Here is a 21,631-nt window from a genome sequence, read left to right as displayed (position 1 = left end):
GAGTAGATATGTCCGAACATCCTCAAGGACAAAAACACTGTTCATTTTGCGGTAAATCTCAGGCTGAAGTCGGAAAACTGATCGCAGGCGAAAACGCTTATATTTGTAATGAATGTGTGGATGTGTGCTTGGATCTTGTTCAAACTAGCCAGCAAGTTGAAGCAGGGGATTGGGCAAGTCGAGATTTGCCAAAACCTCATGAAATTCGGGCGGCTTTAGATCAATATGTGATTGGTCAAGATCTGGCAAAGAAAACGCTATCTGTTGCAGTGTATAACCATTACAAGCGTTTAAAGGCTGGTCAGTCTGGACATGTATCCAAGCACGAAGTTGAAATTGCAAAAAGTAATATTTTACTGATTGGGCCAACGGGTTCAGGTAAGACTTTATTGGCACAGACGTTGGCGCGTCTACTGGATGTGCCATTTGCAATGGCTGATGCCACCACACTGACCGAAGCAGGTTATGTGGGTGAAGATGTTGAAAACATTGTACAGAAGCTTTTACAAAAAGCAGATTACGATGTTGAGAAAGCACAGAAAGGGATTATTTATATCGATGAGATCGATAAAATTACCCGCAAATCTGAAAATCCATCAATTACCCGTGACGTATCTGGCGAAGGCGTGCAACAGGCGCTATTGAAGATGATCGAAGGCACAGTTGCTTCGATTCCGCCACAAGGTGGTCGTAAGCATCCGCAGCAGGAATTTATTCAGATCGATACTTCGAACATTCTGTTTATCTGTGGTGGTGCTTTTGCTGGTCTTGAAAAGATTGTTCAGCAGCGTCATGAAAAAGGTGGTATTGGTTTCAATGCCGAAGTGAAAAAGAAAGACGAAACCAAAAAGCTGGCTGAATTGTTCCGTCAGGTTGAGCCAACCGATTTGGTGAAATTTGGATTAATTCCAGAGTTTATTGGTCGTCTGCCTGTTATTGCGACGCTTGAAGAGCTAGATGAAGCAGCATTGATGCAGATTCTAACTGAACCAAAAAATGCTTTAACGCGTCAATACCAGTCATTATTTCAAATGGAAAATGTTGATCTGGTGTTTGAAGAGTCTGCATTACGAGCGATTGCCAAGAAAGCACTTGAGCGGAATACAGGGGCACGTGGTTTGCGCTCAATCATGGAAAATGTATTGCTTGAAACCATGTATGATTTGCCAAGCCGTAAGGATATTGGCACTGTCGTGGTGAATGAAGCTGTGATTCGTGGTGAAGCAGAACCCGAGTACAAGAAAGAGCATACTCAAAAAAAAGATACCCATGAACATAACGTTGCTGATTTAAAGGTCATTGATTCTAAATCTGCATAATGTTTCATTGGTCTGAAAAGCATGATTTGCCTCGGCATTTCATGCTTTTTTTATTGCAATTGTAAAGTGAGATGTTAATCTAAATTTGAGATACGCATAGTTTTGCGAGCAAATAATTCAAATAAGACAGCGCTTAGAGGGATATCATGCGTTATTTATTATTATCACTGTGTTGTATTGGGATATTAGCAGGTTGTCATAGTAAAGCTCAGTTAAAGACCGAGCCGCAGACACTTACTGCAACCTTACCAAGCGTAGATACCAATAAAGAACCTGGTTTAATGGATCAATACCATGTGGGTAAATTCTCTGTGGGAGGGTGGGTCAATCAAAAGCTTGGTCAATATTTTCAACCGATTCAACCTCAAAATCCTCAGGCAGCGGTGATATATCTTTACCGACCAGATACACGCTGGAATCAGCAGGAAATTGCGGCAGCCAATATTTTTGTGAATGGTCAGCGTATTCCGAGTTTATTGAATAACCATTACTACTGGATTGAATTACCTGCAGGAACATATCGTATTTCGACCAGCCGACCACTCACGGTTTTTCATTTTCAAGAACCCAAATATATTGATATGAGCGTTGATGCTGGGCAAACATATTATTTAAAATACGATGAAGAGAATCCTGCAAGGAAGGAGCGAACAGGTCCTTTTTTGATCATGCAAGAAAAGACAGGTCATCATGAGATTGCATTTACCCGATTGAAGTCATCAAGTTATAATTTTGTAGCGCAAGATGCTTCTGGCAATATTCGTAATAAACCACAAGAGATCAAGCCAGTAAAATATGATGAAAAGTCTGATGTGTTATTGGTGAAACCATTTAAAATCTGGAATCCCTTAACATGGTGATTTCTTTAAAATGACTTCAAGGCCATATGAGCAATATATGGCCCTAATTTCTCAGTAAAACTATTCCTGAGATGGTTTTTTCTTATCGACAATGAGTGGTGCAATAATCGCCATCATTTTTTCTTGGAAAGTATCACGCGTTTTGGCATCGTTAAACATTTCTTGGCCTGTACGCATCATGTATTCAGAAAGTTCACCCATCATTTTTGCATTTTTGCGAGTAATTGATTGCCCTTCAGGTGTTTTTAAAAACTTGATGCTGGCTTGTACTTCTTCCTCTGTATAGGTTTTTAAGTAAATATCTTCAATAGCCTGTTGGGTTTTTGGATTACTGATAATTTGAGTACTTGAATCACGCATGAGTTGACTCAATTGTGTCGCTGCTTGTCTTTCTTTGTCGTTAAGTGTCGTAGATTTGGTAATATTGAGAATAATCTGTTCGGCTTGCTTGTCATAGTAAGGCGAAAGTTCTGTGAGAGATTGGCGCAGTAAATCATCAATTTGGCTGACTTGCATCAATTCTTTGACGGAACTCATTTTGGCGGGTGAAGCAAAAATACCTGTGCTAATACAAGTTAAGCATAAACTAATTGAAAGTCGTTTTAAAATTTGAGGAACCGTCATGGTAAAGCCTCTGTAACCATTAATGTTGTTGTGAATTATTCGGACTTATTCTACTGGATTGAGTGGGATTTACTTTTGTGTTTTTGTGGTGTTTGTGCACATTAACACTTTTGGGCAAAAAAAAGCGCCCGTAGGCGCTTTTATCGCTTAAACTGCAGTGGCATCAATCACTGGAATTTTACCAATCTTTTCTTGCCAGATTTTGGGTGCAATTGCATGTACCGATGTACCGTTAACATCAACTGCAACGGATACTGGCATGTCTTCGACTACAAATTTGTAGATAGCTTCCATACCTAGATCAGCAAATGCAACCACTTCGGCTTCACGCACTGCCTTAGATACAAGGTATGCTGCACCACCGACTGCCATGAGATACGTTGCTTGATTATCTTTAATCGCTTCAATCGCGGTTGGGCCACGATCTGCTTTACCAATCATGCCAAACAGACCCGTATGCTCAAGCACTTTACGTGTGAATTTGTCCATACGCGTTGCTGTTGTTGGGCCAGCAGGTCCAACCACTTCATCACCTACAGGATCGACTGGACCCACGTAGTAAATAAACTTACCTTTAAGATCGACAGGAAGCTCTTCACCATTATCGATCATTTCTACCAGACGTTTATGCGCTGCATCACGACCAGTGTACATGGTGCCACTGAGCAACAAGGTATCACCTGGCTGCCAAGAGTTCATTTCTTCTTGAGTGATGGTATCAAGGTTTACGCGTTTTGATTTAGATGAATCCCACGTCACTTCTGGGTAATCTTCAAGTTTAGGTGCTTGAATATGTGCAGGGCCTGAACCATCTAACTGAAAATGAGCATGACGAGTCGCAGCACAGTTTGGAATCATGCCCACTGGTTTGCCTGCCGCATGACATGGATAATCTTTAATTTTGATATCGAGAACTGTAGTCAAACCGCCAAGACCTTGTGCACCAATACCAAGCGCATTCACTTTCTCGAAGATTTCGATACGAAGTTCTTCAATTTTGTTTTCTGGCCCGCGACGAAGTAATTCGTCCATGTTGATTTCTTCCATCAATGCTTCTTTGGCAAGCATCATGGCTTTTTCAGCAGTACCACCAATCCCGATACCCAGCATACCTGGAGGACACCAGCCAGCGCCCATAGTTGGAACAGTTTTCAGTACCCAGTCCACAATTGAATCAGACGGATTCAACATGGCAAGTTTAGATTTATTTTCAGAACCACCGCCTTTAGCGGCTACTGTAATATCAACTTTGTTACCTGGAACAAGTTTATAATGGATTACAGCGGGGGTGTTGTCTTTGGTATTTTTACGGCCAAAGGCTGGATCTGCAAGCACAGAAGCACGGAGTACGTTGGTATTTTCAAGATAACCTTGGCGTACACCTTCATTAATCGCATCATCTAGGCTCATGCTAAGATCGAACTTAACATCTAGACCGACATCAACAAATACGTTGACGATACCTGTATCTTGACAGATTGGGCGATGACCTTCTGCACACATACGAGAGTTGATGAGAATTTGTGCGATTGCATCCTTTGCAGCTTGGTTCGCTTCACGATCGTACGCACGGCTCATGGCCTGAATAAAATCTTGCGGATGATAGTAGGAAATGAACTGAAGGGCATCCTTGACCGAAGTGATCAAGTCTTCTTGTTTGATAATTGTGGTCATACCAAAAATCTCTTGAGCGGGCAGTTAGCTAGCGGGCTAAATTATATGACAAAACGATCAGGCTGTGGGGAGTTTTGGCGAGATTTTGGCTAAAGCTCGAAGTGATACATGAATTATGATCTAGAGCAGGGAATTTTGCTTTTAATAGAGAGAAGATGCTTATGCAATATAGGGATTTAGCAAAAAATATTATTAAAATTTATCAAAAACATGGTCGTGACTGGACACAGTTAAGAGGTGATTTTCTACACGAAAAAATCTGGCTTGATCGTTTTTTAGGCCTATTACCTATGTCTGCAAAGGTACTTGATTTGGGGTGTGGTTCGGGGACACCCATTGCAAAATATTTGATTGAGCAGGGTTGTCAATTGACGGGAGTTGATACGTCCGAAGTCATGTTGGACATGGCGCAGCAAAATTTTCCTGAACAGATATGGATAAATGCTGATATTCGTCAGTTTAGTACTGAGCAAACCTTTGATGGTATCTTGGCGTGGGATAGTTTTTTTCATCTTGATCCTGAAAATCAGCGCCAAATGTTTGCACAGTTTTCAACGCATGCCGCATCAGGTGGGGTACTTATGTTTACTAGTGGGCCAAGCTATGGGGAGGCGATTGGTGATATGTTTGGTGGGCCACTTTATCATGCCAGTTTGGATGCCGCAGAATATCGAACCTTACTGGCTCAATATGGCTTTGAAACCATCAAAATGATTGCAGAAGATCCAGAATGTACTGGACATACGGTATGGTTGGCTCGAAAAAAGTAATACTGCCAATCAATTTAAAAAGCCACTTGATAGTGGCAAGTGGCTTTTTAGAGAGCGATTAAAAGCGATTATGACGCTAGCGCAGCAGCTTTGGCTTCAAGTTGTTGTTCGGCCTGAATCGCAGTTAAGGCAATGGTAAACACAATGTCATCGACCAATGCACCACGAGACAGATCATTTACGGGTTTATTCAAGCCTTGCAGCATTGGACCCACACTCACAACATTGGCAGAGCGTTGAACCGCTTTATAAGTCGTATTCCCTGTATTTAAGTCTGGGAAAATAAAGACGTTTGCCCGTCCAGCAACTTGAGAGTCTGGTGCTTTTTGTCGGCCTACACTTTCTACCGAGGCTGCATCGTATTGTAATGGGCCATCGATCAATAAATCTGGACGACGCTGTTTGGCAATTTCAGTTGCTTTGGCAACTTTCTCTACATCTGCTCCTGCACCAGAAGTACCAGTAGAATAACTGATCATTGCAATGCGAGGGTTAATTCCAAAGGCTTTAGCTGAATCTGCAGACTGAATTGCAATTTCGGCCAGTTGGTCGGCATCTGGATCTGGATTGATTGCGCAGTCACCATATACATATACTTCATCTGGCAACAACATAAAGAAAACTGATGAAACCAATGAGTAATCAGGTGCTGTTTTAATCAGTTGAAATGCAGGGCGTACCGTATTTGCTGTGGTATGAATGGCACCTGAAACCAAACCATCCACCTGATCAAGTGCGAGCATCATGGTACCCAAAACGACGGTATCTTGTAGCTGTTCTTTGGCTTGTAATTCGTTAAGTTTGCCATTACGTAGCTCAACCATCGGTGTGATGTATTGGTTACGAATTAGATCTGGATCAATGATTTCCAGATCATCAGGCAGCTCGATACCCCGTGCTTTGGCTACTTCTACCACAGCTTCAGGTTTTGCAAGCAAGATACAATGAGCAATACCACGTGATTGGCAGATTGCTGCAGCTTGTACTGTCCGAGGCTCATCACCTTCGGGAAGTACAATACGTTTTTTTGCTGCAATTGATTTTTGCACCAACTCATGACGAAATGCAGACGGAGATAAGCGCGGCTGCACACCAGTATTGATTTGTGAGTTGAGCCATGCAGTGTCGATATGACTCGAAACAAAGCGAGTCACTTGTTCCGCACGTTCGGTATCATCCACTGGAATTTCATTGCCAAAATCTGCAAGACGCTGCGCAGTTTCTAATGTATTGAGCTGTGTATGTAAAATAGGTAAGCCCTGCTTGATGGCATGCTGACAGAAATCCAAAATTTGTGGATTAGGTGCTTTACGTTCAGTCAGGACAAGACCAGCCAGTGGAATACCATTGCTTGTAGCGAGACTACTGGCCAACAAGACATCAGTTCGCTCAGATGCGCTGATGATCAGTTCACCTGCAACAAATTTGTTCAGTTCATATTCGATACTCGAGGCGATCAGACTAGAGTGCAGGATACGACGATGTCTGGCTTCACCTTGATGAATCCAGTCTCCCTCAATGATGGATGCAATATCCAGTGTGCGTGGGACGCTCAAGGTATTGCTAAAAGGCACTAAACCAATGATCGGTAGGGTGGTTGTACCCAGATTACGGTTATAGCGCTGCAATTCTTGGCTAAAAGCTGCAATCTCTGTATTGAGGCGGAGTGATGGATCTATAGTAAGCGGGATTTGTGCCGTTTCTTCAGGTAAGCCTCGTGTACGCATAAAAAGCACACCTGCGGTACGATTGGATGAAACTCCACCAAAGTGATGCAGGTGAGCTTCAATTTTTTCCGCAGTACGGCGTGGGTTTTGAACATCGGCAGTACTAACCAAAACGACTTTGGCATCTAGTGCTTGTGCGAGTGCAGCATTGAGTTCTGTCGCAAAATGATCCTGTGCGTTTGGAAGTAAACCCTCCACAATAATCACATCATAATTTGCCGCAACATTACGATGAATACTCACGGCTTCTTCAAGAAGCTCATCTCGTTCGCCCAAAGCAAGACGTTGCAATACTTTTTCGTGTGAAATAGAAGTTACTGTCTTGCCTTGAAAAAGATGGCTAAACAGTGAGGTCGTACGATCAACCTGATTGGGAAGTTCTTGTGAAAATGGCTTTAAAAAACCTGCTTTAATTCCATTACAATCGAGTGCATAAATCAGCCCAAGACAGGCTGAAGTTAACCCGACACCTTCGCCAGTCGGGATCATTAAAATTGTATTCATAAAAGCCTTATCAAATAATCAATGTTGGTTTGAAGATCAATGGCTAGGTAAAGCTAACCATTGATTCAGACTTTTTTGCGTGTTCAACCACCTGTTCGGTTTCTTTGGCAATACGGCCTTCCTCATCTGTTGGAATAACCCAAATCTGAGGACCTGTACCTTGGTCAATTCGACCTTCTGTACCACGCTTAAGTGTATTGTTTTGTTCTATGTTTAGTTTAAAACCAAAGTGTGGCAAGTATGCCATTGTTTTTTCGCGAATGTAGGCGGAGTTTTCACCAATACCCCCTGTAAAGAATAAACCATCCAGACGAGGTAGTGCACAGCTGAGTGCAGCAAGTGATTTGGCTAAACGATAGCAAAATACTTCAATTGCAAGAGTCGCGTCTTCATTACCTTGTTCTGAGGCTTCAATTAGAGTACGCATATCATTAGATAAATTGTCAGAAAGTCCGAGCAAGCCGCTTTCCTTATTCAGCATTTTATCGATTTTAAAAATATCCCATCCAAGATTACTGGCCAAAAAGCTATGGATACTTGGGTCGACATCGCCGCTACGCGTGCCCATCACAATACCTTCAAGCGGAGTTAGACCCATCGAGGTATCAACACTTTCACCATTCCAGATAGCACAAGTTGAGCTGCCATTACCTAAATGCGCAGTGAGCCAGCCACCTTGTTTGAAACTGCCAGCCAGTTCACTTCCACGTTCAGAAACATAGGCATGACTGGTTCCATGGAAGCCATAGCGACGGACATTGTGTTCGGTATATAAAAATTTAGGCAGTGCATAACGGTATGCATGCGCTGGCATGGTTTGATGAAAAGCTGTATCAAACACTGCCACTTGTGGTAACTCTGGAAATAAACGCATAGTTGCATCAATTCCAACAAGGTGAGCAGGATTGTGCAAAGGTGCAAGTGGTGTTGCTTCACGAATTTTTTCAATGATTTCTGGTGTAAGCAATTCTGCCTTGGTGCTTGTACCGCCATGGACTACACGGTGTCCAATAGCCTGTGGCTTGTAGTTTGCAAGGCGACCTAGCAGGGTTTCTAATGCTTTTTCATGGTCAGCATACGGGATGGAAAGCTCTAATGGTGCACCGCCAACGGTAATTCCTTTGATGCGCGCATCGGCAGAACCCAGATTTTCTGCCAATCCATAGATCCGATCTTCACGGCGTTCTGAAACCAAGGCATATTTGATTGATGAAGAACCGCAGTTAATAACTAATACTGATGTAGACACGTTATTTTACCCGAATGCTGTTGTAGATTATTTGCTAACTTAAACTTCAAGTCCATGAATGATTAAGACGTTAGATCATAGTTGATGTTTTAGCACGTGTTGTTTTTATGTCCAAGATAGACTTTAGCAGATTAGACTTAAGCACTATCGACCATTACATGATTTGTAACTAATATTTGTTAATTAACCCGAATTTGGGATAAGAAATTGAATTGAAAATAGGGGAATTAAAGCCAAGAGTTGAATTACAACACTAAGCTCACAACGCTAGTCCTGATGTTTAATCCTACCAAACTCTTCTGCTTAATTAATAACGGCTTTCTTGGCTTGAATCGATTTATTCGACATTTATAAAACATAACTTGAGATGCTCAAAATTTCACTTTGCGCGACTCTGTATGTCTAAACTTAATTTTTAATAATTTATTATTAATCAATGTCTTAAATCTAATATTGGTATTGAGATATAGCTTTGTATGAAACAACACTACATCAGTCAAAATAAAAACTCAACCCTTAAAGTCTTAATTTGATAAGCAAGTATCACTCCATAGATCATACAGTCAGTTTAGCTGTGAAAAGAGCATATACATCAATTAAAGCCCTCTAATTAAATTGAAGTATTATTAAGATTATTTAAAATAAAACGTTAAATAATAATACCTAAAATTCAAGAGCGAATAGAATCTTTTATAAGAATTTAGGCATCATTATGGGCAAATCAGCCTTATCATTTTAGTGAAATAAAAAATTAATTAAACATCTGTTGGCTTAAATACAATTTGGATTCGCTTATATCTAATAAATATAAATCCCAATAAAAAGTGATTCTGAAATTGCGTATCGATCATATTTATGTAGTTTATATTTTAATCATTATATTATATTTGTTTTTTCTCATAAATTTATAACCCATGAATTTAAATAATAAATCGTTTCTGGGTTGTATGAATTAAATTCTATTGACTCAGATTGTGATCATCTTGGATTAATTTTATGGAGTATACAGATAAGTATATGCACTATTTAAATTAATAATCTATGAGTATTATAAATATAAAAAATACTAGTATTTCTTTAGGTGTATGATTAGATTTTCTTATTGAATTGTTTGCATAAAATTAAAAAATATTATATTAAATTTTATTTAAATTAATGACTTAATATATTTTTTGATTTTATTTTGTACATTCGTTCAATGATGAAATTTAAATATATTTCTTGGTATTGATATCGAGATAATCTTGCTGTAGTTTTAAAAACCAGTTTTGAGCATAATGATATATAAACTTTATATGAGTCTTTGATTTTAAAAATCTAGTTTCTCTATACCATTTAAAGTATGTGTTTGGGTGATCAAGTTAATATTCATTGAGATTGCACATCACTTTTGCCTCAATAATATTATTTATTTTTTTCAAATGATCATGAAATCATTTGGTCTATTTTGTTTGCCAGCTTATCCAGTTGTAAAAGGAGTGCTTAGCATGGACTTGCTGAATCCGATATTAGTAAAAGTGACCGAACGTGTGACTGCACGTAGTCAAAAAACCCGTGCCGCATATTTAAAGCGTATTGAACATGCGCAAGGTAAATTTCCTGCTCGTGGTGCACTTTCATGTGCCAACTTGGCGCATGGCTTTGCCAGTATGGATAATTCAGAAAAACTAATTATTAAGGTTGGGCGTGAGCCAAATATTGGCATTGTATCTTCTTATAATGAAATGCTTTCCGCGCATGCACCTTATAAATCATTTCCAGATTTAATCAAAACAGCCGCTCGAGAAAATGGCGGTGTGGCACAATTTGCCGGCGGTGTACCCGCCATGTGTGATGGTATTACGCAGGGCAATGCGGGAATGGAACTCTCATTGTTTTCTCGTGAAACGATTGCAATGAGTACCGCAATTGCATTGTCACACAATATGTTTGATGCAGCATTGTGTCTGGGCGTTTGCGACAAGATCGTACCGGGCTTATTGATTGGTGCTTTGCAATTTGGGTATTTACCCACCATTTTTGTACCTGCTGGTCCAATGACCAGTGGTTTGTCGAATGATGACAAGGCCAAGATTCGTCAACAGTTTGCAACTGGTCAGGTGGGACGCGATGTTTTGTTAGAGGCTGAGTCTGCTGCTTATCATGGACAAGGGACTTGTACATTTTACGGTACCGCGAACAGCAACCAAATGCTGATGGAAGTCATGGGCTTGCATTTACCGAGTGCGGCATTTGTTCATCCTCATACGCCACTGCGTGATGCGCTCACCGCAGAAGCAGCCATTCGTGTACTCGATTTAACCGTTGAACGTGGAAACTATACGCCTATTGGTCATGTGGTGGATGAGAAAGCAATTATCAACGGCATTGTCGCTTTGCTCGCTACAGGTGGATCAACCAACCATACCTTGCATTTAATTGCCATAGCCCGTGCCGCTGGCATCTTGATTGACTGGGACGACTTTGATGAATTGTCGGCTGTTGTGCCGCTGCTTGCAAAAATCTATCCAAATGGCAAAGCTGATGTTAATCATTTTCAGGCTGCGGGTGGTGTTGCTTTCCTCATTCGTAATTTGCTTGAGGCTGGATTGTTGCATAACGACGTCAATACGGTAGCGGGCAAAGGTTTGCAGCATTACACCAAAGAACCGAAATTGATTGATGGCAAGCTGATTTGGGTGGATGCGGTCGCTCATAGTTTGGATGAAAAAGTATTACGCAGCATTGAAGCACCATTTCAACCTGATGGTGGCTTGCGTCTAATGCAAGGTCGCCTTGGCCGAGGTGTGATTAAGATTTCTGCTGTTGCGCCAGAACATCGCAAAGTAAAAGCACCTGCAATTGTGTTTGATTCTCAAGAAGCCGTACAGGCGGCGTTTGATCGTGGTGAATTACATCGAGATTTTATTGCAGTTGTTCGTTTCCAGGGTGCACGTGCAAATGGTATGCCTGAATTGCATCGCTTAACTCCTGTATTGGGTGTTTTACAAGATCAAGGTTTTCATGTGGCCTTGGTCACCGATGGGCGCATGTCGGGTGCATCGGGCAAAGTTCCAGCCGTGATTCATTTGTCTCCAGAAGCCTTACTCAATGGTCCGATTGCCAAGGTACAAACCGGCGATATGCTGATCATCGATGCTGAGGCTGGCGTACTTGAGGTAGAGCTTGACGAGCAGGTCTGGCAGGTACGTCCTGTTGCCCAGCCAGCGCATCAGGCGGAAAACGAAGTTGGTTTTGGTCGTGAGTTGTTTGGTGTGTTCCGTGCGGCGGCTGCACCTGCTGAGCATGGCGCTTCTGTATTTGGTGCCTTGGTCGATGAAAACGTTCAAGTTTAGCGTTGAAGAATAAATAATAGGAACATAAAAGTAATGATCAAGATGGAAGATGTTGTTCAATTAGGGCCTGTGATTCCTGTACTGGCATTCGATTCGGCGGAACAAGGGGGACATGTATCCCGCGCGTTGCACGCTGGTGGTGTGAAAGTCCTTGAAATTACCTTACGTACGGCGGCTGGTCTTGCTGCAATTGAGCGTGCGAGCCAGTTGGCTGATGACATTGTGGTCGGTGTCGGTACGATTACCAAACCAGAACACTGTGCTCAAGCCAAAAAAGCAGGTGCACAATTTGGCGTATCTCCTGGTTTAACCAAAGACTTACATTTGGCAGCCCAAGATGCTGGCTTACCACTGTTACCTGGTGTGATGACCCCAAGTGATTTGATTCAGGCAATTGAGCTTGGCTATGAGATTGTCAAGTTTTTCCCAGCTCAGCAAGCGGGCGGTGTCGCGATGCTTCAGGCATTTTATGGGCCATTTCCAAATTTACGTTTTTGCCCAACGGGTGGAATTACAGCAGAGACCGCTCCAGATTTCTTAAAACAACCCAATGTCGTGTGTGTTGGTGGATCGTGGTTAACACCCAAGAAGTTGGTCGCCGCCGAAGAGTGGGCGCAAATTACCCGTTTGGCTCAAATCGCCAGTCAATTACGTAATGAATAACTACAATCTCAAAGAAGTTTTCAGGCGTGGTGTCGACGTGATTAGCGGATGTTAGTCACACTTAAATATAAAAAATAGTGTCTCAACAGCAGGAGTCTAGCTGATTGAAGTCACTCGTTTGGGTGGTTTGCCCAAATTGTACTACTGCAAGGAGAAGTGTCACATGGAGACGGTTCAGGGTGGCATGTTGCTTATTTATACTGTAGTCGCGATTGTTGCTTTGGTCGTGATGATCGCGAAGTTTAGAATTTATCCATTTCTGGTTCTTATTATTGTCTCGCTTGGTTTGGCTTTAGCTGTTGGGATGCCAATGGGTGATATCGTTAAATCATACGAAGCTGGTACTGGTAAAACCTTGGGCCATCTTGCAATTGTAATTGCACTCGGGACCATGCTCGGAAAGATGATGGCAGAGTCGGGCGGGGCAGAACGCATTGCGATTACCTTAATTCAATGGTTTGGAGAGAAAAATATCCATTGGGCCATGATGTTTATTGGTCTTGTGGTTGGGTTACCTGTGTTTTTTGAAGTGGGTTTTGTGCTGCTCATTCCAATTGTATTTAACATTGCTAAACGTACAGGTAAGTCATTATTAATCGTGGGTTTGCCAATGCTGGCAGGCTTGTCGGTAGTGCATGGTTTAATTCCGCCCCATCCAGCAGCGCTGCTCGCTGTACAGGCCTACAATGCTGATATTGGAACAACGATTGCCTACAGCCTCTTGGTGGGGGTGCCAACCGCCGTTGTTGCAGGGCCGTTATATGCACTCTGGATCAATAAATACGTCAAATTGCCTGAAAATAATCCATTAGCAAAGCAGTTTGTTGAAGCAGATACAAACAGAAATCGTGAGCTACCCAGCTTTAGAATTACTTTATTCACGATCATGTTGCCTGTGGTCTTGATGTTGGTGGGGAGCTGGGCAGATTTATTCTTTGCACCCCAAACCTTTGCCAATGATTTGCTGCGTTTTATTGGCACCTCTGATATCGCGTTGTTAATTGCAGTACTGGTGAGCTTTGTTACCTTTGGGACTATGCAAGGTTTTACCCGTGTACAAATTGAAAAATTCTGTGGTGGCTGCTTGGCTTCGATTGCTGGAATCATGCTGATTGTGGGTGCTGGTGGTGGTTTTGGGGGTATTTTACGTGATAGCGGTATTTCTGATGAGATTGTTTCTACAGCCTTAAAGGCCAATCTATCGCCGTTATTGCTGGGCTGGTTTGTTGCAGCATTGATTCGTTTGGCAACAGGTTCGGCAACTGTTGCGATGGCCACAGCCTGTAGTATTGTCGCACCGATTGCGGCGACAGCGGGCGTCGTTGTTAGACCAGAACTCTTGGTACTTGCCACAGGTTCAGGCTCACTGGTGTTTTCGCATGTCAATGATGCAGGCTTTTGGCTGATCAAAGAATATTTCGGTATGACGGTGGGACAAACACTTAAAACCTGGTCTGTACTGGAAACCATTATTTCGGTGCTGGGTTTGTCTTTTACGCTGCTACTGAGCGCTATCTTATAATTAAAGGTGAATATCCATGATTGTGATTGCAATGGGTGTCTGTGGAACAGGTAAATCGCTAATTGGTGAGTTATTGTCAGCGCGTTTGGCTTGTGAGTTTCTTGATGGTGATACGCTGCATTCGGCTGCTAATAAAAGCAAGATGAGTCAGGGTATTCCGCTTACCGATGAAGATCGTTTGCCGTGGTTGCAAGCCATTCGTCAGGCAATCGAAGCGAAACAGAAAATGGGTCAAACGGCGGTTTTTACCTGCTCTTCGCTCAAGAGAATGTATCGCGATATTTTACGTGGTGATGATCAAAATGTGCAGTTTATCTATTTAAAAGGCTCATTTGAGTTATTGCAGCAACGTCTTGCTGAGCGCGCTGGACATTTCTTTGATCCATCATTATTACAAACGCAGCTCGATACATTGGAAGAACCAGATGTGAATGAAGCAATTATTGTTGATATCACGCTGACACCGAAACAGATCATTGAGCAAATTACCCAGAAGTTAGGCATAAGCAACAGTGTCTGTCGCGGTTAATCTCGTTTAAAAACTTTGTAAGTCTTGATGGCTTGTGGCCCGAAGCTGCGAGTCAGGTCAATACCAGTTTTACTACTGGTATCTATAGAAACTGAACCTGAGTCTGAGTAGTCATCAAGGTTTGGACATATAAATAATTGGAGATAACAACAATGGGCTTATCAAATCATTTGCAGCAGAAGTTTCCTACAGTAGATGGCGTGCCTGAAAATATGCGTCTACCCCAGATTCATCAACGCGTCTCGTTAGTGGATGGTGAACTCAAAACATGGGCAGGAGCGACCAAGACCACATTGTCTCCGATCTGGACACGCCAGCCTGATGGTAGCCTAGAGCAAGTTGAACTGGGCAGTTATCCTGTGATGGGTGAAGAAGAAAGTGATGAAGCATTAGAAGCAGCAGTACGGGCTTACAGCAATGGTCGTGGTGAATGGCCAATGATGAAAGTGGCGGAGCGTATTGTGTGCATGCAAAACTTCATCCAGCGTATGGTGAAACAACGCGACCTGATTGTGAAACTGATCATGTGGGAAATTGGCAAAAGTCTGGCCGATTCTGAAAAGGAGTTTGATCGTACCGTCACCTATATGCGTCAAACCATTGATGCCTTAAAAGATCTGGATAATGCCAACTCACGTTTTGTGATGGCTGAAGGCACTATTGGTCAAATTCGTCGTACGCCATTGGGTGTGGTGCTGTGTATGGGGCCATATAACTATCCGCTCAATGAAACCTTTGCGACTTTGATTCCTGCCATGCTGATGGGTAATACCATTGTGTTTAAGCCACCTCAATTTGGAACCTTGTTGTTCGAACCCTTACTAGAGGCGTTTCGTGATTCATTCCCGAAAGGGGTAATCAATACCATCTATGCGCCTGGCTCATTGGTGGTTCCGCATTTGTTGGCATCTGGGAAAATAAATGTACTTGCATTGATCGGTTCAAGTAAAGTTGCCGATTACTTGAAAAAACAACATCCAAAATCACATCGTTTACGCTCAATTTTGGGGCTAGATGCCAAAAACGCAGCGATTATTTTGCCAGATGCGGATTTAGACTTGACGGTCAAAGAGTGCTTGTTGGGCGCGTTATCATTTAATGGTCAGCGTTGTACCGCGCTTAAAATGCTAATGGTGCACCGTTCAATTGCCGACGAATTTGCTCAGCGCTTAACGACTGAACTTGGCAAGCTCAAAGTTGGTATGCCATGGGAGCCAGGCGTATTTATTACGCCATTACCAGGTATGCATCGCACAGCCTATATGACCGAAGTCATCGAAGATGCTGAGGCCAAAGGAGCGAAAGTCATTAATCCAGAGGGTGGTGAACACTGTAAAACCATGTTCTATCCAGCGGTGGTATATCCAGTGACAGAAGAGATGCGACTGTATCGTGAAGAGCAGTTTGGTCCAGTCGTGCCGATCTGTGTATATGATGATGTTGAAACAGTGCTGGACTATGTTACAACATCCGATCATGGTCAGCAGGTGAGTATTTTTGGTAGCGATCCTGAGCAAATTGGTCATTTGGTCGATCCATTGGTGCATCAGGTTTGCCGTGTCAATATTAACAGCCAGTGTCAGCGTGGTCCGGATGTATTCCCGTTCGGCGGTCGTAAAGATTCTGCGGAAGGCACCTTGTCTGTGCATGATGCCTTGCGTGCATTCTCTATTCGCTCAATGATTGCCACCAAACAAACTGATGATAACAAAGGTATGCTGGCTTCTATGGTGTCTGAGCACTACTCTAAATTTGTGAACACCGACTTTATTTTTTAACAAGTAGAGAAGTAAAAAAACCAGCCTTCGGGCTGGTTTCTGATGTGTAGGTATTTGAACAATAATATAAAAGCGCCTGAGATTAATCAGGCGCTTTTATTTAAAGTTATAAATTACTTTCTGACTTAATGGCGAATTTGACCATCGCCAAACACAATCCATTTTTGTGAGGTTAATCCTTCCAAACCGACTGGGCCGCGTGCATGGATTTTATCGGTCGAGATGCCAATTTCCGCACCTAGCCCATACTCAAATCCGTCGGCAAAGCGGGTAGAGGCATTGATCATCACCGAACTTGAATCGACTTCAGCCAAAAACTTGCGTACTTTGCTGTAGTTTTCAGTCACAATTGCATCGGTATGATGAGAACCGTATTTATTGATATGCTCAATCGCCTGATCAATATGTTCGACCACTTTAATGGCTAAAATGGGTGCCAAATATTCGGTGTACCAGTCTTCTTCTGTTGCAGTTTTTACGCTGCTACCCAAAATACGACGGGTTTCCTGACAACCGCGAAGCTCAACATGCTTCTCTGCATATAATTCAGCAATTCGTGGTAAGAACTCTTCTGCAATTTCCTCATGAACCAATAAGGTTTCCATGGCATTACATACCCCATAACGATGGGTTTTTGCATTGAGTGCAATGGGTAATGCTTTGTGAAGATCGGCCTCAACGTCAATAAACACATGGCAATTGCCATCCAGATGCTTGATGACAGGAATGCGTGCTTCGTTACTGATACGCTCAATCAGGCTTTTACCCCCACGTGGTACAATCACATCGACATACTCTGTCATGGTGATGAGCTGTCCAACTGCAGCACGATCTGCTGTTTCTATGACCTGAATGGCATGTTCTGGTAGTCCAGCTACTTTTAGGCCATGCTGAATGGCTGTGGCAATTGCCTTATTCGATTGCAGGGCTTCTGAGCCACCACGTAAAATAATCGCATTACCAGATTTAAGCGCTAAAGACGCAGCTTCAAGTGTTACATTTGGACGTGATTCATAAATCATCCCAATCACACCCAATGGTACGCGCATTTTGCCAAGTTGAATGCCAGATGGTCGATAGGCCAAGTCGGTGATTTCACCAATTGGGTCTGTCAGTGCGATGACATCTTTTAACCCCTGTAACATTCCTTTAAAGCGTGTGGGTGTAAGTTCTAAACGATCTAGCAGGGCACTATCCAGATGGCTGTCACGGCCTTTTTGCATATCGACAGCATTGGCTGCCAAAATTTCGGGCTCATGATTTACCAAAGCAGTATAAATCGCAGAAAGTGCGTTATTTTTAGTATGAGTAGATGCGCTCGAAAGCACGCGCGAAGCCTTGCGGGCTTGCTGACCTACTGCCTGCATGTATTGTTCAATTGAATCTTGCATACGCTTAGAAAGATTGATTCCAGGATCTTCATAGTATCAGGCTATGCAGCAACAATGAATGCTTTAACCGAAAAAACAGATCATTCCTTTAAGATACTTAAATATTTTGAAACTGAATCTGGATGAATGGTCGTTAAACCTATTGCTTAAAAATCCTGCATTTGTTTAGAATGAAAAGTAAAATATGTCACATCTTAATTCACCCAAACAAGTTGCATAAGATTACATCTTTGAGTCAGGATTGAAAAATAGCTTGTACAAATAAAAAATCAACACAAGCAGGAGGAAGGATATGAATTCCATTATCCGCATGGATGAGGAGCTTCATCGAATAGGGACGTCGTCTGTTTTTTTTGATGTGTATCATAAAGACAGTTTTAAGCAGCCTGCACGTGAAACATGGATAGACGGCTGGAAAGTCGAATATATGGCAATTGCCGATCCTCAGACAATCGATCAAACTCCGATTGTGATCGTTGGCGGCGCATTTCAAAATTTTAACTCTTATAAATACTGCGTAGAACAGCTCTTTCATTGTGGCCCAGTTATTTTAATTGATCTGCCTTCGATGGGTGCCAATCAGCAAATTACCAATCGTGACAGTGGTGTGTCTGCTGCAGTACTCGAATTGCCTGATCTTGCAAAGATTCTGGTGGAATGGCTCGATATCATCAAGATTCAAAAAATTTCGATGATGGGTATGTCTTTAGGTTCGGTGGTTGCTTCTTGTTTTGCCGATCTCCGTCCAGACATGATTGATCGACTGGTTTTAATGGGGGTGATGCAAAAAACACGTAAAAGCTGGCGCATGATTCTGGAAGAGTCGCTTAAACTCATGCAGGAAAATCGCATGGAAGAATTTGGGCAAGCGGTCATTTTGTATTTGGTTAATCATGCCAAGCTGGATCAGACCCGTATGTCACCTACAGCGAAGCGTTTGTTTTTTCGTCAAATGGCAGAGTTTAATCCAACTGAACGCTTACGTTATGAAATCAATTGTCAGCGCCTGTTGCGTCTCAAGGATGTGCCTATACCCCAATGTAAAACATTGGTTGCCGCAGGACAATATGACAGCTTTACCTTGCCATTTGAAAATGCCAATTTTGCATTACAATGCCCTGATGTTGAATTCGCCCTGATTGCCAATGCTGATCATGTGCCGCAGCTTCAGCGCCGCAAAGAGACCATGCGATTATTTGAAACATTTTTGAATCATCAATCTATCCAGCATCTGGATGGAATTATTCCCATGACTCGTGAACAGATGCAGGTCATGGAACGCCGTGGTGAAGTCCGTGTCGAAGTGAGTCAGCCAGAGACGATTCTAACGCATCGTTATTTGCAACAGATGATTTCGGTACATATTGCAGATCTGAACTTTTTTGGTGTTTTACTGCATTTAAATTATGCCAATGATCTGACGTTGGTACAGGCTTCACCGCGCGATCTGGCACTTCATCTTCAAGATGAAGAAGGTGATTTTAAAATTGAATGCCTGATTTTTGAGTCAGAACAATCGAGCATTCGTGCGTTGTTTAAGCATGGTGATTTTGGTGTTGCTGATCGCTTGCTCAGATATATTGAGCGGCAAAAGCATCAAGCTCGGCAGTATGCTGCTGTAGTATAAGCAAATAAAATAGCAACGCTAAGTTGCTATTATTTTTGTGCATGTATCATCCAGACCAGATCGCCTAGATGTCGTTTTTGATCGTTAGTAGATGTTGAAGGGGGATTAAAGTACGAAGTCGGTTGAATCACCTGAACTTTAGAAAATTCGTTCTCGTTAAAAAATGTTGTAACTTCCTTCGGTGTCGTAAAGTGAAAGCTAAATGCACTGCGCGAGGCCCATTTTAACAATTTGCTACTGCGCCAGATGATTGTGGCCATTTTATGATGTACAGGTTCTGGATATAGATCGGTCAGATAATGAAGCTGATTGAATTGTTGTGTATAGCTTGCGATAGAGAGTAGTAACTCTGAAAGTAGGGGTTTGCTAAAATAATTAATCAGTCCTTCGCTGATAATTACTAGCGGTTTTTGAGGATCAAACAGCTTAAATATAGATTCAAACTCCTGAGTAAATAAATCGGCAGATAAAACCTCTGGGCTATTCTGCTCGAATTGCTGTAGGGCCGTCTGCTTGATTGCTGCCATATCGGGCAAATCTAGCTCACGGTAATGGATATTGGGATAATGCTGTCGAAACCACCATCCGCGAGGTGAAAGTCCGCAAGCAATTTCGAGTACCTGTAGTTCAGGTGAGAGATTCACGAGTTTTTCAAGGGTTTCATCAAGCATGCTATGACGCTGTTTAAGCGTGCTACGCATACTTCCTCCCACAAATTTTTCTGCCCAGCTTTCTAATGGATGGACCAGAGCAGCCAGTGTTTTGCCTTTTTTTGTGGCAAGTGCCTGATGTGAAATTCCCATGCTGTACCAGATATAGCCAGTATAATGAGCTGTAAATGAAATATGTCGGTGTTTGGAGCGTGTTTGTGTCATGTCGTCCTGAGCTCATTTTTATTTTACTTGATCGATCAGAATATAAATTTCTGTAGAACAGGAAAGTGCGGACACTTTCCATCATGTTTTATCGCATTATTTAATCATGTCCATTCAATTTAGAATGAATCTCGGAAGCATTCAATCGTATTTTGAGTGATTTGCCAAGTTTCGCCTAACGAGAGCTGATCTGTAATTTGAATATTGGGGATTTTTCCGCGCATACGTTCAAGGCGTGACTGATCTGGCAGAGCAAAATTTTCAATACTGTCCAGAGCGAGACAGGCTGCTTCTCGATCATTGCATACCAGTCCCATATCACAGCCTGCGTTAAGTGCAGCTTGCAACCTTGCATCGGCACCACCTGCAACACAAGCAGCCTGCATGGTTAAATCGTCAGAGAAAAGAACACCTTTGAAGTGGAGTTGCTGGCGTAAAACCTGTTGTATCCAAAATGGAGAAAAGCCAGCCGGATGCGCATCAACCTGTTGATAAATCACGTGTGCTGGCATCAGGGCATCCAAATGCGGCATAAGCTGGATAAAAGTTTGCATGTCTTGTTGGTAAATCTCATCGTAACTACGCAGATCAATGGCAGCTGCAACATGCGAGTCAGCTTTGACCGAGCCATGACCAGGGAAGTGTTTACCTGTTGTTGCCATGCCTGCCTGCTTCATGCCTTTCATAAATGCCGCTGCTAAAGGCACGATATCCTGCGGATTCTGGGCAAATCCACGATCTCCGATGACATCGCTGATGGCATTAATATCCAGTACAGGTGCAAAGCTAAAATCGATACCGACCGCCAGTACTTCGCTTGCCATAAGCCAGCCGCACTGTTCGGCAAGTGTAATGGCTTGATCTGGTTGCTGCTGATACAATTCACCAAAACGGCCCATCGCAGGTAAACGTGTGAAACCTGTTTTTAAGCGTTGTACACGACCGCCTTCCTGATCGACAGCAATTAAAATATCGGGACGAATGTCACGCATATGATCTGTCAATTGACGTACCTGAGCGGGTGATTCAATATTTCTTGAAAATAAAATCATGCCGCCGACTTGCGGAACACGCAAGAGTTCAATATCTTCTTGAGTAAGCTCTGTGCCAGCAATATCGAGCATCAATGCGCCAATCATAAGCAAGTCCGTGTTATATTTTTCAGAAAAAGAACGATAACGGAA

At 42.5% G+C, this 21,631-nt stretch carries 16 protein-coding genes; 9 read left to right on the top strand and 7 right to left on the bottom strand.

Features of this window, described 5'->3' with window-relative positions; all coding sequences use genetic code 11:
- Positions 1-8 precede the first annotated feature (8 nt).
- Both clpX and F952_RS00585 read left to right on the top strand, forming a co-directional pair.
- On the top strand, positions 9-1,319 hold the full coding sequence (gene clpX / locus F952_RS00590) for an ATP-dependent Clp protease ATP-binding subunit ClpX (protein WP_004920068.1): 1,311 nt from the start codon (positions 9-11) through the stop codon (positions 1,317-1,319).
- 146 nt (positions 1,320-1,465) lie between these two features.
- Positions 1,466-2,179, top strand: a complete 714-nt coding sequence (locus F952_RS00585; protein ID WP_004920064.1) for a DUF2846 domain-containing protein — start codon at positions 1,466-1,468, stop codon at positions 2,177-2,179.
- Between the two features lie 60 nt (positions 2,180-2,239).
- Here the strand turns inward: F952_RS00585 and F952_RS00580 are convergent, their stop codons facing one another.
- Both F952_RS00580 and F952_RS00575 read right to left on the bottom strand, forming a co-directional pair.
- Positions 2,240-2,803: a DUF2059 domain-containing protein gene (locus F952_RS00580; RefSeq protein ID WP_004920060.1), complete on the bottom strand. Its 564-nt coding sequence runs from the start codon at positions 2,801-2,803 to the stop codon at positions 2,240-2,242.
- A gap of 147 nt (positions 2,804-2,950) precedes the next feature.
- Positions 2,951-4,477 carry a fumarate hydratase gene (locus F952_RS00575; RefSeq protein ID WP_004920057.1) on the bottom strand — a complete coding sequence of 509 codons (1,527 nt, stop codon included), beginning with the start codon at positions 4,475-4,477 and terminating at the stop codon, positions 2,951-2,953.
- A gap of 161 nt (positions 4,478-4,638) precedes the next feature.
- Between F952_RS00575 and F952_RS00570 the strand changes: the two genes are divergently transcribed.
- Positions 4,639-5,247 (top strand): class I SAM-dependent methyltransferase, encoded by a 609-nt coding sequence (locus F952_RS00570; protein WP_004920055.1) that lies wholly within the window; start codon positions 4,639-4,641, stop codon positions 5,245-5,247.
- A 68-nt stretch (positions 5,248-5,315) separates the two neighbouring features.
- Here the strand turns inward: F952_RS00570 and pta are convergent, their stop codons facing one another.
- Positions 5,316-7,478 carry a phosphate acetyltransferase gene (pta, locus tag F952_RS00565; RefSeq protein ID WP_004920051.1) on the bottom strand — a complete coding sequence of 721 codons (2,163 nt, stop codon included), beginning with the start codon at positions 7,476-7,478 and terminating at the stop codon, positions 5,316-5,318.
- A 43-nt stretch (positions 7,479-7,521) separates the two neighbouring features.
- On the bottom strand, positions 7,522-8,727 hold the full coding sequence (locus tag F952_RS00560; protein ID WP_004920049.1) for an acetate/propionate family kinase: 1,206 nt from the start codon (positions 8,725-8,727) through the stop codon (positions 7,522-7,524).
- A 1,487-nt stretch (positions 8,728-10,214) separates the two neighbouring features.
- Between F952_RS00560 and edd the strand changes: the two genes are divergently transcribed.
- The 5 genes from edd to F952_RS00535 all read left to right on the top strand — a co-directional run bounded on the left by edd (position 10,215) and on the right by F952_RS00535 (position 16,554).
- The gene (gene edd / locus F952_RS00555) at positions 10,215-12,062 is read left to right on the top strand and encodes a phosphogluconate dehydratase (protein WP_004920045.1); all 1,848 of its coding nucleotides are present in this window, start codon (positions 10,215-10,217) and stop codon (positions 12,060-12,062) included.
- Between the two features lie 33 nt (positions 12,063-12,095).
- On the top strand, positions 12,096-12,725 hold the full coding sequence (gene eda / locus F952_RS00550) for a bifunctional 4-hydroxy-2-oxoglutarate aldolase/2-dehydro-3-deoxy-phosphogluconate aldolase (protein ID WP_004920042.1): 630 nt from the start codon (positions 12,096-12,098) through the stop codon (positions 12,723-12,725).
- A 163-nt stretch (positions 12,726-12,888) separates the two neighbouring features.
- Positions 12,889-14,247: a GntT/GntP/DsdX family permease gene (locus F952_RS00545; RefSeq protein ID WP_004920040.1), complete on the top strand. Its 1,359-nt coding sequence runs from the start codon at positions 12,889-12,891 to the stop codon at positions 14,245-14,247.
- Between the two features lie 16 nt (positions 14,248-14,263).
- Positions 14,264-14,776: a gluconokinase gene (locus tag F952_RS00540; RefSeq protein ID WP_004920035.1), complete on the top strand. Its 513-nt coding sequence runs from the start codon at positions 14,264-14,266 to the stop codon at positions 14,774-14,776.
- A gap of 152 nt (positions 14,777-14,928) precedes the next feature.
- Entirely contained in the window at positions 14,929-16,554 is a 1,626-nt protein-coding gene (locus F952_RS00535; protein WP_004920032.1) for an NADP-dependent glyceraldehyde-3-phosphate dehydrogenase, read from the top strand.
- A 125-nt stretch (positions 16,555-16,679) separates the two neighbouring features.
- On the opposite strand, the gene F952_RS00530 is transcribed toward F952_RS00535, so the two are convergent.
- Entirely contained in the window at positions 16,680-17,945 is a 1,266-nt protein-coding gene (locus tag F952_RS00530) for a glutamate-5-semialdehyde dehydrogenase (RefSeq protein ID WP_004920029.1), read from the bottom strand.
- Positions 17,946-18,237: 292 nt separating this feature from the next.
- Here F952_RS00530 and F952_RS00525 point away from each other — a divergent pair, with 292 nt between their 5' ends.
- Complete coding sequence (locus F952_RS00525) at positions 18,238-19,572, top strand: alpha/beta fold hydrolase (protein WP_004920026.1); 1,335 nt, start codon at positions 18,238-18,240, stop codon at positions 19,570-19,572.
- 29 nt (positions 19,573-19,601) lie between these two features.
- Here F952_RS00525 and F952_RS00520 read toward each other — a convergent pair whose 3' ends face one another.
- Both F952_RS00520 and nagZ read right to left on the bottom strand, forming a co-directional pair.
- Entirely contained in the window at positions 19,602-20,447 is an 846-nt protein-coding gene (locus tag F952_RS00520; protein ID WP_004920024.1) for a class I SAM-dependent methyltransferase, read from the bottom strand.
- 119 nt (positions 20,448-20,566) lie between these two features.
- Positions 20,567-21,586, bottom strand: coding sequence for a beta-N-acetylhexosaminidase (gene nagZ, locus F952_RS00515; RefSeq protein WP_004920023.1), 1,020 nt, complete (start codon positions 21,584-21,586; stop codon positions 20,567-20,569).
- Positions 21,587-21,631 lie beyond the last annotated feature (45 nt).

It is taken from the genome of Acinetobacter baylyi DSM 14961 = CIP 107474 (assembly GCF_000368685.1).
In the GTDB taxonomy this organism is placed as follows: domain Bacteria; phylum Pseudomonadota; class Gammaproteobacteria; order Pseudomonadales; family Moraxellaceae; genus Acinetobacter; species Acinetobacter baylyi.
This window is presented reverse-complemented; position numbering and strand designations above follow the sequence as displayed.